This window comes from Dorea sp. AM10-31, assembly GCF_003435815.1.
Classification (GTDB): domain Bacteria; phylum Bacillota; class Clostridia; order Lachnospirales; family Lachnospiraceae; genus Dorea_D; species Dorea_D hominis.
The window spans coordinates 428,984-443,256 of the sequence record NZ_QTUV01000002.1 but is presented as its reverse complement, the minus strand read 5'-3'; the positions used below and the strand labels follow the sequence as shown (position 1 = coordinate 443,256).

Genomic DNA, 14,273 nt, shown 5'->3' with positions numbered 1-14,273 from the left:
AACAGGAGAAAGATAGGTATGCAGTTGACAGGATCAGAGATTGTCATCGAATGTCTGAAAGAGCAGGGCGTAGATACTGTTTTCGGATATCCGGGAGGCGCAATTTTAAATGTCTATGATGAATTATATAAACACAGTGATGAGATTACTCATATCCTGACTTCCCACGAACAGGGCGCAGCACATGCAGCGGATGGATATGCGAGAGCAACCGGTAAAGTTGGTGTATGTTTCGCCACCAGCGGACCGGGTGCTACGAATCTTGTGACAGGAATCGCTACCGCATACATGGATTCTATTCCGGTAGTAGCGATCACCTGTAATGTAGGAGTGTCACTTCTTGGAAAAGACAGTTTTCAGGAAATTGACATTACCGGTATTACAATGCCGATCACAAAGCATAATTATATTGTAAAAGATGTGGCCAATCTGGCTGACACGATCCGTAAAGCGTTTGTGATCGCCAAATCCGGAAGACCGGGACCGGTCCTTATTGATATTCCGAAAGATGTTACAGCAAATAAGACAGAATATATAAAAGAGGAGATCAAACCGGTAGAACCATCTGATAAGATTTCAGAAGAAGAACTCGCGGAAGCATTGGAATTAATTAAAAAATCTAAGAAACCGTACATATTTGTAGGTGGAGGAGCTGTCCTTTCCGAAGCAAGTGAAGAATTATATACATTTGCGAAGAAAGTAGATGCGCCAGTAACGGATTCCCTTATGGGAAAAGGTGCATTTCCAGGAAACGATCCGGCATATACAGGAATGCTTGGAATGCATGGAACAAAAGCATCCAACTACGGAGTCAGCGAGTGTGATCTTTTGATCGTAGTGGGTGCAAGATTCAGTGACCGTGTAACAGGAAATGCAAAGAAATTTGCAAAGAATGCAAAAATCTTACAGTTTGATGTGGACGCAGCAGAGATGAACAAAAACGTGCTGATCACAGAAGGTGTAGTTGGAGATATCAAAGTAATTCTTGAAAAAATAAATGCAAAATTAGAGCAGCAGAGCCATCCGGAATGGATGAAGAAAATTATGGATTACAAAGAAAAATATCCACTGACTTATCATCCGGAAGCGCTTACAGGTCCGTTCATTGTAGAGGAGATTTACCGCCAGACAAATGGTGAAGCAATTATTTCCACAGAAGTTGGACAGCATCAGATGTGGGCAGCACAGTATTACAAATATACGAAGCCAAGAACACTGCTGACATCCGGCGGACTTGGAACGATGGGATATGGACTTGGAGCTGCTCTTGGAGCTAAGACCGGAAGACCGGATAAGACTGTTGTCAACATTGCAGGAGACGGATGTTTCCGTATGAATATGAATGAGATTGCGACAGCAACCCGACATAACATTCCGGTGATTCAGGTTGTTATCAACAACCATGTACTTGGTATGGTACGCCAGTGGCAGAATCTGTTTTATGGACAGCGTTATTCAGCAACTGTACTGAATGATGCAGTAGATTTTGTAAAACTGGCAGAAGCAATGGGTGCCAAAGGTGTTCGCGTAACAACACAGGCGGAATTTAAAGAGGCGTTCAAAGAAGCGTTAGCATCAGGGAAACCTGTTGTGATAGACTGTCAGATCGATCAGGATGATAAAGTATGGCCGATGGTAGCACCTGGAGCTGCGATCAGCGAAGCTTTTGACGAGACCGATCTGGAAACAAAATAACATATAAATTAGCTAGATGGAGGAACGACTATGAAAAGAGTGTACAATTTTTCAGCAGGACCGGCAGTTTTGCCGGAAGAGGTATTAAAAGAAGCAGCAGACGAGATGTTGGATTACAATGGAACCGGCATGTCGGTAATGGAAATGAGTCATCGTTCGCAGTCGTTCCAAGAAATTATTGACACTGCAGAAGCGGATATTAGAGAACTGATGAACATTCCGGATAACTATAAAGTGCTCTTTTTACAGGGTGGTGCATCACAGCAGTTTGCCATGATCCCGATGAACCTGATGAAGAACAGAGTGGCAGATTATATTATTACCGGACAGTGGGCAAAAAAAGCCGCAGCAGAAGCAGAAAAATACGGAAAAGTAAACCGTATCGCATCTTCTGCTGATAAAACATTTTCTTATATCCCAGATTGCAGTGATCTCCCGGTTTCTGAAGATGCAGACTATGTATATATTTGTGAAAATAATACGATTTATGGAACAAAATACAAAACATTACCGAATACAAAGGGCAAGACGCTGATAGCAGATGTATCTTCCTGCTTCCTGTCCGAACCGGTAGATGTAAGCAAATATGGTGTGATCTATGGCGGTGTCCAGAAGAACATCGGACCTGCAGGAGTAGTGATTGTGATCATCCGTGAAGATCTGATCACAGAAGATGTACTGCCGGGTACACCGACAATGCTGACTTACAAGACACAGGCAGATGCAAAATCTCTGTATAACACACCACCGGCTTATGGCATTTATATTTGCGGAAAAGTATTTAAATGGCTGAAAAAACAGGGCGGTCTGGCTGCCATGAAAGAGCGTAATGAAAAGAAAGCAAAGATCCTGTATGATTATCTGGATCAGAGTAAACTGTTCAAAGGAACAGTTGTAAAAGAAGATCGTTCTCTGATGAATGTTCCTTTTGTTACAGGAGATGAAGAACTGGATGCGAAATTTGTAAAAGAAGCAAAAGCTGCAGGACTGGAGAATCTGAAAGGACATCGTACAGTCGGAGGTATGCGTGCAAGTATATACAATGCAATGCCGATTGAAGGCGTAGAAGCATTAGTTGCATTTATGAAGAAATTTGAAGAGGAGAATCTGTAGTATGTATAAATATCATTGCCTGAATCCAATCTCTCAGGTGGGGCTGAATCAGTTGACAGAAGAATATACACCTGTAAACGAGGCGAAAGAAGCAGATGCGATTCTGGTCAGAAGCGCTGTTATGCATGAGATGGAATTTTCAAAAGATCTGAAAGCAGTGGCAAGAGCCGGAGCCGGCGTGAATAACATTCCATTGGAGCGATGCGCAGAAGAAGGTATTGTTGTATTTAATACACCGGGTGCAAACGCAAACGGAGTTAAAGAACTGGTGCTGGCAGGCATGCTGCTCGCATCCAGAGATATCATTGGCGGTATTGGCTGGGTACAGGAAAATGAAGAAGACGGCAATATTGCCAAAGACGCAGAAAAGGCGAAGAAAGCATTTGCAGGCTGTGAGCTGGAAGGAAAGAAACTTGGAGTGATCGGTCTTGGAGCAATCGGAGTTCTGGTTGCCAATGCAGCGACACACCTTGGCATGGATGTGTATGGATATGATCCGTATGTGTCTGTTGATTCTGCATGGAGACTTTCCAGAAGTATCCATCATGCTAAGACAGTGGATGAGTTATACAGTGACTGTGATTATATTACGATTCATGTTCCGGCACTGGACAGCACAAAAGGAATGATCGATAAGCATGCGATTAGTCTGATGAAAGACGGAGTAGTAATACTGAATTTTGCAAGAAATATTCTTGTAGATGAAGAAGCAATGGTAGATGCACTTGTATCCGGACATGTGAAACATTACGTGACAGATTTCCCGACACCTACAGTGACAGGAGTAAAAGGTGCAATTGTTATCCCACATCTGGGAGCATCTACAGAAGAAGCAGAAGACAATTGTGCAGTAATGGCAGCAAAACAGCTGAAAGATTATCTGGAAAATGGAAATATAAAAAATTCTGTCAATTATCCGGACTGTGATATGGGCATTCGTGGAGAGAATACGAGATTATTGCTTCTGCACCACAATGTACCGAATATGATCGGCCAGTTTACAACGATTTTGGCAAAAGATAATATGAATATTGCAGATCTTACAAATAAGAGTAAAGGTAAATATGCATATACAATGATCGACATTGATTCACCGGTGCCGGCAGGTGTTGTAGAAGAATTAAAAGCGGTAGGAGAGGTACTCCGGGTTCGTATTCTGGCTTAAAATTATAGGACAGATGATGCAATCCCCTTGATTTTCAGTAATTGGAATTCAAGGGGATTTTTGTAACAATCTTAAAGGATTCTTAATAAAAAAGTAATATTACTTTCATTGCGAATTATGTCGAAGAAGAGTATACTGAATAAGTGTTGAAAAAGATTATGGAATGAGGGGGAATACGAATGAGTGGCACAAGGCATCAATACGGAATTAAGCAACATGAGCAGAGACGAAAAAGGGATCGGCAGATGCGCTGTCTGATTACAATTGTCGCAGTATGTATCGTATTAATTCTTGCATATATGATAGCCGGAGTTCTTCGTAAAAAAGCTGTACTGACACTGCAATTTGAGAATGTTGCAATATTGCAGGGAGAAGATGTTCCAACATTGAAGGCGAAGGTAAAAGTTGAGAAGGATGATGGACCTACGTTGGACAAGAAAAGCAAATATACATCAAAGGATTTTATCAGAGATCTGAAAAAGGGAAAAGGCTATAAGATTATCTGTAAAGTTGATCCGAAGACAGAGGGAAGTTATAAAGCAACAATTAAGCTGAGTGAGTCCTTACAGAAGAAGCTGGATGATGACTGGAGTAAGAAAATACAGCTTACAGTCAAGGACGGAAAAGTCCGTGTAAAGAATAAAGTCGGACGGTGGGAGAAGAATAAATTTAAACGTTACGATGGTACTTATGTCAAATCTGATTTTGTTGTATCCCGTGGTGATACTTATTATTTTGATGAGAATGGCAAGATGGCGACTGGCTGGCATACAATTAAAAGTACAACATATCATTTCAATAAAAAAGGAATCATGCAGACCGGCTGGCAGAAGAATGGCTCGGATAAGTATTATATGACGAAGTCCGGAGGAGCAGTAACCGGCTGGCAGAAGATTGGAAAGAATACATATTATTTTGAAAATGATGGAAAGATGGTAACCGGCGAAGTGAATATTGGTCTGTCTGTCTGCAAATTTGACAAAAAAGGTAATCTGATTTCTAAAAAAGCGGGAAAAGTTGATCCGAAGAAACCTATGGTAGCGCTTACATTTGATGATGGCCCGGGACCAAGAACGCTGGAGCTGTTGAAGGCATTGGAGAAGTACAACGCACATGCAACATTCTTTATGGTCGGACAGAATGTTTCTATTCATAAAGATGCATTGAAGAAGATGAAAGAGATTGGTTGTGAGTTGGGAAATCATTCTTATAATCATGCGAATCTTTCAAAACAGGATGCCAAGGGCCTGAAGGATCAGGTAGATAAGACCAATGATCTGATAAAAGGAATAGTCGGAAGAGGAGCAACTGTGCTTCGACCTCCATATGGAGCAATCGGTGGTGTTATGCATGAGAAGGTTAAGATGCCGATGATCCTGTGGAATATTGATACTTTAGACTGGAAGACAAGAAATGCGCAGAAGACGATTGAAACGGTTATGAACAATGTAGGGGATGGTGATATCGTCCTGATGCATGATATTCATACAGAAAGTGTGGATGCTGCATTGAAACTGATCCCGAAACTGGAAAAAGAGGGCTATCAACTTGTGACAATTTCTGAGATGGCAGAAGCCAAAGGTCAGAAGCTGGAGAATGGTGAGAAGTATTGTGACTTTACGGCAAAGACACTAAGCAGAGCAAAAGAAAATCAGGAATCAGAAGAATAGAAGTTATAAATAAAAAGGAAAGATGATTCGCAGAGTATGCAAGTCACCTTTCTTTTTTTGCTGTTGTTGTATTAGTATAAATTGCCGATAACAGATTCTCCCAGGTATTATAATAATTTGGAAGAATTGTTATCATCATTTTATAATCTATGTAAGAATTAAATAATATGTCTGGCAGCAAGATCAGTGTTATGTCTGTCGAGCAGTTTGTGAATCTTATCTGTCGGAACGAGTACGGAACTCATTGTGATATCATGATTCAGAGAATCGATGATCAGCGCAATGAATTTACTCATATCGGCAACTACGAAATAAGGCTTCTCAAGTGCAGTCGGTGGAAGATAAGTAAGGTTTGTTGTAATTACGCGGTCGATATACCCTGCTTCATAATATTCATCAAACTTCTCAAAGCCTTCTGTAAATAAGCCGAAAGTTGTGCAGACAAATACACAGCGGGCGCCACGCTCTTTGATCTGTTTTGCAACGTCTAACATACTCTCACCGGAAGAAATCATATCATCAATGATGATAATGTTCTTGCCCTTGATATCTGTACCGAGAAATTCGTGGGCAACGATCGGGTTTTTCCCATTGACGATGGTAGAATAATCACGGCGTTTGTAGAACATTCCCATATCTACACCAAGTACGTTTGAAAAATAAACGGCACGATGCATTGCACCTTCATCCGGGCTTACGATCATCAGATGATCTTTGTCTACAATCAGATCCGGTTCAGCGCGGAGCAGTGCTTTCATAAACTGATACGGTGGGTTGAAACTGTCAAATCCGTGTAATGGAATTGAATTCTGTACACGTGGATCATGAGCATCGAAAGTGATGATATTGCTGACACCCATATCGATCAGTTCCTGAAGTGCGAGTGCACAGTCCAGAGATTCTCGTTTGGTACGTTTATGCTGTCTGCTCTCATACAGAAATGGCATGATTACATTCACACGGTGTGCTTTTCCGTTTGCAGCAGAAATGATTCGTTTCAGATCCTGATAATGATCATCTGGTGACATATGGTTCAAATGACCACTTACAGTATAGGTTAAACTGTAGTTGCAGACGTCAACCATTACAAAAAGATCTTTTCCACGGATGGATTCACCAAGAAGTCCCTTGGATTCACCAGTGCCGAAACGTGGACAGTCACAGTCAATCAGATAGTTGTCGGTACTGTACGCACGGAATAAAGGAGAAGTGTGATTCTCTGTCAGTGTGTTCTGGCGAAAAGAAACAATATAATCATTTACTTTCTTTCCGAGATCAATACAACTTGCATGTGCGGCAATCTTTAACGGTGCTACCGGTAAAGAGGATTCCATTAATTTTATGTTTGGCATAATAATCTCCTTAAGTATATTTTTTCGCTTATAGCTCTTACTTATTTATACCACTATTTATAGGAACAGGTCAATCTTTCCAAATGACTATTTTTCCTCTTCTTGTCAATTCTGTCTATGTAAGTTATAATAATATAGTTAAAGAGAAAGGAAACAGGGCGTATATATGAAACATGTACACATTGTTGATAAAGTTCTTCCGGGAAGTATCGCAGAAGAACTGGAAATTGAAAAAGGAGACAGGCTGATTTCGATCAACGGACAGGAGATCGGGGATGTTTTTGACTATCACTTTCTGGTAAATGATGACTTTCTGACGGTGCTCATTGAAAAGTCGACGGGAGAACAGTGGGAACTGGAGATTGAGAAAGATTACGAGGATGATCTGGGAATTGAATTTGGACAGGGACTGATGGATGAATATCGTTCCTGCAGGAATAAATGTATGTTTTGCTTTATTGATCAGATGCCGAAGGGGATGCGCGAGACATTATATTTTAAAGATGATGATTCTAGACTGTCTTTTTTACAGGGGAATTATATCACCCTGACGAATATGAGTGATGATGATGTGGACCGTATCATACGGTATCATCTGGAGCCGATCAATATATCCTTTCATACGACGAACCCAGAACTTCGCTGTAAGATGCTGCATAACCGGTTTGCAGGTGAAGCACTTAAGAAGATCGACCGGCTGTATGAAGGTGGAATTACGATGAACGGTCAGATCGTATTATGTAAAGGTGTGAACGATGGCGAGGAGCTGGAGAGGAGCATACGTGACATGATGAAGTATCTTCCGTGTCTTCAGAGCGTGTCGGTTGTACCGGTTGGGCTTACGAAATACAGAGAAGGACTGTATCCGCTGGAATCATTCACGAAGGAAGATGCGAAAGAAGTGCTGTCCATTATCCATAAATGGCAGAAAAAGGCATATGATGAATATGGTTATCATTTCATTCATGCCGGAGATGAATGGTATATTCTCGCTGAAGAAGAGATGCCGGAAGAGGAACGCTATGATGGTTATCTGCAACTGGAGAACGGTGTTGGCATGATGCGGCTTTTACAGAATGAATTTGCAGAAGAATATGCCGGGCTGGAGGGGGATGACACAGAACGTGAAGTGTCAATTGCGACAGGAGTGCTGGCGTATCCATTGATTTGTAAGATGGCATCGGCGATTGAAAAGAAATACACAAAGACAAAGATCCATGTCTATGGTATACGCAATGATTTCTTTGGAGAGAAGATCACCGTGTCAGGGTTGATTACCGGAAGAGATCTGATCAGCCAGCTTACGGATCAGCCGCTTGGAACATGTCTGCTTCTTCCATGTAATATGGTGCGTATACAGGAGCAGGATTTTCTGGACGATCTGACAAGAGATCAGGTAGAAGAGGCTTTACAAGTAAAGACAGATATTGTAAAATCAAGCGGGCGAGATTTTATAGAAGCCGTTTTGAAACACGAAAAAGAATAACAGATAACAAAAGATTCATAAAGATATAAAGTATAGGAGATAAAAGATGAGTAAACCAGTAGTGGCTATCGTAGGAAGGCCGAATGTAGGAAAGTCAACGCTTTTCAATGTGCTGGCAGGCGAGAAGATATCGATTGTAAAAGATACTCCGGGAGTAACAAGAGATCGTATTTATGCAGACACCAGCTGGCTTGACAGAGACTTCACATTAATCGATACCGGTGGTATTGAACCAGAGAGCAAGGATATTATTATTTCACAGATGAGAGAACAGGCGCAGATCGCAATTGATACTGCGGATGTGATCATTTTCATTACAGATGTAAGACAGGGACTGGTGGATGCCGATTCGAAAGTAGCAGATATGCTCAGACGTTCCGGTAAACCGGTCGTGCTTGTTGTCAATAAAGTGGACAGTTTTCAGAAATTCATGGCAGATGTATATGAGTTTTATAATCTGGGAATCGGTGATCCACATCCGATTTCTGCATCTTCACGTCTCGGGATCGGCGATATGTTAGATGCTGTGATCAAGTATTTTCCGAAACATACCGGGGAAGAGGAAGAGGATGAACGTCCACGCGTGGCAATCGTCGGCAAGCCGAATGTTGGAAAGTCTTCGATCATCAACAAGCTGGTCGGAGAAGACCGTGTAATCGTATCAGATATTGCCGGTACAACAAGAGATGCAATTGATACGAACATTATTCATAATGGAAAAGAATATGTATTTATCGATACAGCAGGACTCCGCCGCAAGAATAAGATCAAAGAAGAACTGGAACGTTACAGTATTATCCGTACAGTAACTGCGGTGGAACGTGCAGATGTGGTGCTGATCGTGATCGATGCAGAAGAAGGCGTGACAGAACAGGATGCGAAGATTGCCGGGATCGCACATGAGAGAGGAAAAGGCATCATTATTGTTGTGAATAAATGGGATGCAATTGAGAAGAATGATAAGACAATGCGTGAGTATGAGAATGAAGTTCGAAGAATTCTTTCATTTATGCCTTATGCAGAGATTATGTATGTGTCTGCAAAGACGGGGCAGAGACTTCCGAAATTATTCGATATGATCGACATGGTGATCGAGAATCAGACACTTCGTGTTGCTACAGGTGTCCTGAATGAGATCATGTCAGAGGCGGTTGCCATGCAGCAGCCACCGTCAGACAAAGGAAAACGTCTGAAGCTTTACTATATTACGCAGGTTGCGGTTAAGCCGCCGAGTTTTGTCATCTTTGTAAATGACAAAGAGCTAATGCATTTTTCATATACCAGATATCTGGAGAATAAGATCAGGGAAGCTTTTGGTTTTAAGGGAACTTCACTGAAGTTTTTTATTCGTGAGCGAAAGGAGAAAGACCGTTAGTTATGGAACGTATCGTATGTTTGGTGATCGGCTATATATTTGGACTGTTCCAGACCGGTTATCTCTATGGAAAGGCACATCATGTAGATATCCGCAAACAGGGAAGCGGCAACGCAGGAACAACGAATGCACTCCGCACAATGGGCTGGAAAGCAGGAGCGGTGACATTTTTAGGTGATTGCTTCAAATGTGTATTCGCAGTAGTGGTCGTGCATCTTCTGTTTGCGAAAAATTATGGAGACATTCTTCCGCTTCTTTCTATGTATGCAGGAATGGGTGCGGTGCTTGGACACAACTATCCGTTTTACATGCATTTTAAAGGAGGCAAGGGAATTGCGGCTACGGCAGGTCTTCTTGTCAGTACAACAAATGTATGGATGGTACTGATCTGTCTTGTGTCTTTCGTTTTGATCGTAGGAGTGACCAGATATGTATCACTCGGATCACTGGCAGTTGTTATCATTTATCTGATAGAGATTATTGTATATGGGAAGATGGGCGGATTTGGAATGCAGGGTGCGCATTTAATGGAAATGTATATTATCGCTGCACTTCTGATGCTGTCTGCATTTTACAAGCACAAAGAAAATATTAAACGTCTGTTAGCCGGTACAGAGAACAAACTCAGTGTCGGTAAAAATAAATAAAATGTTAGGAGGAGGTATTATGGTAAAAGTAGGTATTATGGGAGCCGGAAGCTGGGGAACTGCACTGGCACTTTTGCTTCATTCCAACGGGCATGAAGTGACAGTATGGTCGATCAGTGAAGAGGAAGTGCAGATGCTTTCGGAAAAAAGAGAACATGAATCAAAACTTCCGGGTGTTAAGATTCCGGAGGATATGCTCTTTACTTCCGATATGGAGTCTGCAATCAAAGGAAAAGATTTTCTTGTTCTTGCGGTTCCGTCTAAATTTACAAGAAGCACGGCACGGAGTATGAAACCGTATGTTGCAGATGGGCAGATTATTGTCGATGTTGCAAAGGGTATTGAGGAAGATACGCTGATGACGCTGTCACAGCAGATCGAGGAAGAAATCCCGCAGGCGGATGTGGCAGTTTTATCCGGACCGAGTCATGCAGAAGAAGTTGGACGCGGACTTCCGACAGCAGTCGTAATCGGGGCAAAGACAGAAGAGACAGCCGCTTATCTGCAGGATAAGTTTATGAATAAAGTATTCCGTGTGTATATCAGTCCGGATATGCTGGGTATGGAGCTGGGAGGTTCTCTGAAAAATGTAATCGCTCTGGCTGCAGGTATTGCAGATGGACTTGGCTATGGCGATAATACAAAAGCTGCGCTTATTACAAGAGGAATTGCTGAGATTGCCCGGCTTGGTGTAAAAATGGGCGGAAGTATCGAGAGTTTTACAGGCCTTACCGGAATCGGTGATTTGATCGTAACCTGTGCCAGTGTACACAGCCGTAACCGTAAGGCGGGCTATCTGATGGGCCAGGGAATGTCCATGCAGGAAGCGATGGATGAAGTGAAGATGGTAGTTGAAGGTGTATACTCAGCGAAAGCTGCTGCAAAGCTTGGAAAGAAATACGATGTGGCACTTCCAATCGTTAATAAAGTGAATGAAGTGCTGTTTGAAGGAAAAGATCCGAGAGAAGCAGTAGATGAACTGATGCTGCGTGACAGCAAAACAGAACATATGACATTAAAATGGTAAAAATATAAATATGACATTTGTTGCGAAGAGCCACTTGATTGTGTGTGTCAAGTGGCTCTTCGCAACAATATATGTAAATACTCTGTAGAAAACAGGGAAAAATACCGATATAATAGAGTTAAGTTAATAGCAGTGGTTGAAAACGGCTGGCTGAAGTATCATAGGGGAACTTATGGACGAGAGTAGAGGAAAAAGTATCAATGTAAACCTGAAACTGGAACTGCAGTACGGAGAAAGAAATTGCTTCCTGGAAGGAAACTTTCAAATAAGAACGGACAAAGAAAATGGCTTTATTATCCGGGAAGATTACAGACAGAGTATCAGAAAAGAATTACAAGGATTAGGATTCCCATCCAGTGCCTGTGGCACGATTTATCTGGAAGAGGGGATCTTTTATTTTATCCAGAAACAAAAACGACAGATCAGCATTACAAAAGAACTGTATCCGGCTGTGGCGGAAAAATACAGCACGAATGCAGCAAATGTAGAGAGGAATATAAGGACAACAATTGAAAAAGTCTGGACGAGAGGAAATTTACAGAGACTGGATGACTTTGGCAGTGGGATGATCGAGTATAAGACAGGACGGCCGACAAACGGAACCGTCATTCATACACTGGCAAGAAAAGTGCAGGAGTCATCCGTGCAAGGTCGATAAAGGTCGATAAACAGGTGGAAAAAACGAATACTTTCAGGAAATGAATGTGCTATGTTTAAAACAAAAACAGATGGGGGAGTAAATTTATGGCTTTAGCACATCAATTTATAGTAAGGGGAATGAAAGAAGAATTATTGATTCCGTCGGAACAAGAGTATATTTTTGTATCGGATCACCTGATGCGGTATATTCAGGATAGTATGAGATGGATTCATACAAGCTGGAATGACCAGATCGAGCTGGAAGGATTCCCGGACTAGGGATTCGCTGTAATCACGGAAATGGAAGTAGAGCGGATACTGGAGATCATACGACCGTGGAAGGCATTGTTTCTTGCGTCGCCGGAAAATTTCTGCCTGACGATACAGGAAGATTCGGATATCTGTTACCGGGAAGTACCGGTGACAAGACGGGAAGTTATAGAAGAGATGGAAGGATGGATCGGGATCTGCGATCTTGCATTAAAACAACACAGCCAGCTTGTTTATCAGGGACTGTGAAAACAAAAAAACAAAGAGAAACGTGTTCTAAACGGATGTGTTGGCGGCATAAACTGTTATCAGCATAACAAGGGGGTATTCATATGGACACGTTTCAGATGTACGAGGATATAAAAGCAAGAACGAACGGAGAAATCTATATAGGTGTGGTCGGACCTGTGCGGACCGGAAAATCTACATTTATCAAGAGATTTATGGATGTGCTGGTGCTGCCTTATATGGAGGATGAGCATGCAAAGGCACGGACAAGAGATGAATTGCCACAGTCCGGTTCCGGAAAAACAATTATGACAACCGAACCGAAATTCGTTCCAAAGGAAGCGGCAGTCATTCATTTGCAGGAAGACCTGAACCTGAAACTCCGGCTGATCGACTGTGTAGGCTATATGGTAAACGGGGCAACGGGGCATCTGGAAGAAAATGCACAACGGATGGTGAAGACTCCCTGGTTTGAAGAAGAGATCCCGTTTACACATGCAGCGGAAGTGGGCACAAGAAAAGTGATCCATGAGCATGCGACGATCGGGATTGTAGTAACAACAGATGGAACAATCACAGAAATAGACAGAGAGGCATATCTGGAAGCAGAACGAAAGACGATCATGGAATTACAGAACATTGGCAAGCCGTTTGTTGTATTGGTAAATTCAAAGAAACCATATGCAAAAGAGGCGCAGGAAACAGCCGAGTGGCTGGAAGAAACTTATGGTGTCCGTGCGCTGACTGTGAACTGTGAAAAGTTAAAACCGGAGGATATTACAAAAATCATGGAGACAGTTCTCTATGAATTTCCAGTTTCAGAAATCGAATTTTTTGTCCCGAAATGGGTGGAGATGTTGCCGGCGGATCATGAGATCCGGAAAGAAGTAATCAGCTATGTCCGAAAAATTCTTGATATGTACGGTCGGATACAGGACGTGGCAGGAAAAGTGCCGGAATGGGACAGCAGTTACATAGATCGTGTACATATACGGAATATTGAGACAGACACAGGCCGCATACAAATACAGATCGACATTGGCGAGAGTTATTATTATGAGTGGATGACGTCTCTTACAGGAACACCGATCCGTGGTCAGTATGAACTGATCGATGCAATGCGAAAGCTTACGAAGCTGAAAGAAGAATATGAAGGAATCCGGGATGCGCTTGCGTCTGTACGGATGCGTGGGTATGGCATGGTGAGTCCAAGGAAAGAAGAAATCGAACTGGATGAGCCGGAACTGATCCGGCAGGGAAATAAATTCGGTGTAAAGATCCACACGCAGGCGCCATCGATCCATCTGATCCGAGCCAATGTGGAGACGGAGATCGCGCCGATCGTTGGAAATGAGCAGCAGGCACAGGATCTTCTGAAATATCTGAAAGAGCAGTCTGAAGAAAAAGAAGGCATCTGGGAGACAAATATTTTCGGAAAATCAGTAGAAGAGCTCGTAATGGACGGCATGCGCGGGAAAATGGCGGCGATCAACGAAAAGAGTCAGGAAAAACTACAGGATACAATGAAGAAGATCGTAAATGACAGCAATGGCGGAATGGTCTGTATTATAATTTAAGGATTGCATTCTTGTATCAAAAGCGTTAA

13 protein-coding genes are annotated in these 14,273 nt (G+C 42.3%); 12 read left to right on the top strand and 1 reads right to left on the bottom strand.

Annotated features, from left to right (window positions below):
* Positions 1-18 precede the first annotated feature (18 nt).
* The 4 genes from ilvB to DW125_RS05285 all read left to right on the top strand — a co-directional run bounded on the left by ilvB (position 19) and on the right by DW125_RS05285 (position 5,643).
* Positions 19-1,695 (top strand): biosynthetic-type acetolactate synthase large subunit, encoded by a 1,677-nt coding sequence (ilvB, locus tag DW125_RS05300; protein WP_117537323.1) that lies wholly within the window; start codon positions 19-21, stop codon positions 1,693-1,695.
* A gap of 30 nt (positions 1,696-1,725) precedes the next feature.
* Positions 1,726-2,808, top strand: coding sequence for a 3-phosphoserine/phosphohydroxythreonine transaminase (serC, locus tag DW125_RS05295; protein ID WP_021860683.1), 1,083 nt, complete (start codon positions 1,726-1,728; stop codon positions 2,806-2,808).
* A gap of 1 nt (position 2,809) precedes the next feature.
* Positions 2,810-3,973, top strand: a complete 1,164-nt coding sequence (locus DW125_RS05290) for a phosphoglycerate dehydrogenase (protein ID WP_117537322.1) — start codon at positions 2,810-2,812, stop codon at positions 3,971-3,973.
* 179 nt (positions 3,974-4,152) lie between these two features.
* Positions 4,153-5,643: a polysaccharide deacetylase family protein gene (locus tag DW125_RS05285; protein WP_117537321.1), complete on the top strand. Its 1,491-nt coding sequence runs from the start codon at positions 4,153-4,155 to the stop codon at positions 5,641-5,643.
* A 158-nt stretch (positions 5,644-5,801) separates the two neighbouring features.
* Here the strand turns inward: DW125_RS05285 and DW125_RS05280 are convergent, their stop codons facing one another.
* On the bottom strand, positions 5,802-6,995 hold the full coding sequence (locus tag DW125_RS05280) for a ribose-phosphate pyrophosphokinase (RefSeq protein WP_117537320.1): 1,194 nt from the start codon (positions 6,993-6,995) through the stop codon (positions 5,802-5,804).
* A gap of 166 nt (positions 6,996-7,161) precedes the next feature.
* On the opposite strand from DW125_RS05280, the gene DW125_RS05275 reads away from it, so the two are divergent.
* From DW125_RS05275 to spoIVA, 8 genes are all read left to right on the top strand, one after another.
* Complete coding sequence (locus tag DW125_RS05275) at positions 7,162-8,481, top strand: DUF512 domain-containing protein (RefSeq protein ID WP_117537319.1); 1,320 nt, start codon at positions 7,162-7,164, stop codon at positions 8,479-8,481.
* A gap of 46 nt (positions 8,482-8,527) precedes the next feature.
* A complete protein-coding gene (gene der, locus DW125_RS05270; protein ID WP_021860677.1) occupies positions 8,528-9,856 on the top strand; it encodes a ribosome biogenesis GTPase Der in 1,329 nt (442 codons plus the stop codon).
* Between the two features lie 2 nt (positions 9,857-9,858).
* Entirely contained in the window at positions 9,859-10,503 is a 645-nt protein-coding gene (gene plsY, locus DW125_RS05265; protein ID WP_021860676.1) for a glycerol-3-phosphate 1-O-acyltransferase PlsY, read from the top strand.
* 19 nt (positions 10,504-10,522) lie between these two features.
* Positions 10,523-11,530 carry an NAD(P)H-dependent glycerol-3-phosphate dehydrogenase gene (locus tag DW125_RS05260; protein ID WP_117537318.1) on the top strand — a complete coding sequence of 336 codons (1,008 nt, stop codon included), beginning with the start codon at positions 10,523-10,525 and terminating at the stop codon, positions 11,528-11,530.
* Positions 11,531-11,702: 172 nt separating this feature from the next.
* On the top strand, positions 11,703-12,188 hold the full coding sequence (locus tag DW125_RS05255) for a sporulation initiation factor Spo0A C-terminal domain-containing protein (RefSeq protein ID WP_021860674.1): 486 nt from the start codon (positions 11,703-11,705) through the stop codon (positions 12,186-12,188).
* A gap of 86 nt (positions 12,189-12,274) precedes the next feature.
* Entirely contained in the window at positions 12,275-12,448 is a 174-nt protein-coding gene (locus tag DW125_RS13990; RefSeq protein ID WP_158549888.1) for a hypothetical protein, read from the top strand.
* A 21-nt stretch (positions 12,449-12,469) separates the two neighbouring features.
* Entirely contained in the window at positions 12,470-12,688 is a 219-nt protein-coding gene (locus DW125_RS05250) for a hypothetical protein (RefSeq protein WP_117537317.1), read from the top strand.
* A gap of 83 nt (positions 12,689-12,771) precedes the next feature.
* On the top strand, positions 12,772-14,244 hold the full coding sequence (gene spoIVA, locus DW125_RS05245; protein ID WP_021860672.1) for a stage IV sporulation protein A: 1,473 nt from the start codon (positions 12,772-12,774) through the stop codon (positions 14,242-14,244).
* Positions 14,245-14,273: the final 29 nt, after the last annotated feature.

What these genes read in the sequence shown, in the direction of transcription:
- ilvB (WP_117537323.1), top strand. Translation starts at nt 19, where the DNA reads ATGCAGTTGACAGGATCAGAGATTGTCATCGAATGTCTGAAAGAGCAG.
- serC (WP_021860683.1), top strand. Translation starts at nt 1,726, where the DNA reads ATGAAAAGAGTGTACAATTTTTCAGCAGGACCGGCAGTTTTGCCGGAA.
- DW125_RS05290 (WP_117537322.1), top strand. Translation starts at nt 2,810, where the DNA reads ATGTATAAATATCATTGCCTGAATCCAATCTCTCAGGTGGGGCTGAAT.
- DW125_RS05285 (WP_117537321.1), top strand. Translation starts at nt 4,153, where the DNA reads ATGAGTGGCACAAGGCATCAATACGGAATTAAGCAACATGAGCAGAGA.
- DW125_RS05280 (WP_117537320.1), bottom strand. Translation starts at nt 6,995, where the DNA reads ATGCCAAACATAAAATTAATGGAATCCTCTTTACCGGTAGCACCGTTA.
- DW125_RS05275 (WP_117537319.1), top strand. Translation starts at nt 7,162, where the DNA reads ATGAAACATGTACACATTGTTGATAAAGTTCTTCCGGGAAGTATCGCA.
- der (WP_021860677.1), top strand. Translation starts at nt 8,528, where the DNA reads ATGAGTAAACCAGTAGTGGCTATCGTAGGAAGGCCGAATGTAGGAAAG.
- plsY (WP_021860676.1), top strand. Translation starts at nt 9,859, where the DNA reads ATGGAACGTATCGTATGTTTGGTGATCGGCTATATATTTGGACTGTTC.
- DW125_RS05260 (WP_117537318.1), top strand. Translation starts at nt 10,523, where the DNA reads ATGGTAAAAGTAGGTATTATGGGAGCCGGAAGCTGGGGAACTGCACTG.
- DW125_RS05255 (WP_021860674.1), top strand. Translation starts at nt 11,703, where the DNA reads ATGGACGAGAGTAGAGGAAAAAGTATCAATGTAAACCTGAAACTGGAA.
- DW125_RS13990 (WP_158549888.1), top strand. Translation starts at nt 12,275, where the DNA reads ATGGCTTTAGCACATCAATTTATAGTAAGGGGAATGAAAGAAGAATTA.
- DW125_RS05250 (WP_117537317.1), top strand. Translation starts at nt 12,470, where the DNA reads ATGGAAGTAGAGCGGATACTGGAGATCATACGACCGTGGAAGGCATTG.
- spoIVA (WP_021860672.1), top strand. Translation starts at nt 12,772, where the DNA reads ATGGACACGTTTCAGATGTACGAGGATATAAAAGCAAGAACGAACGGA.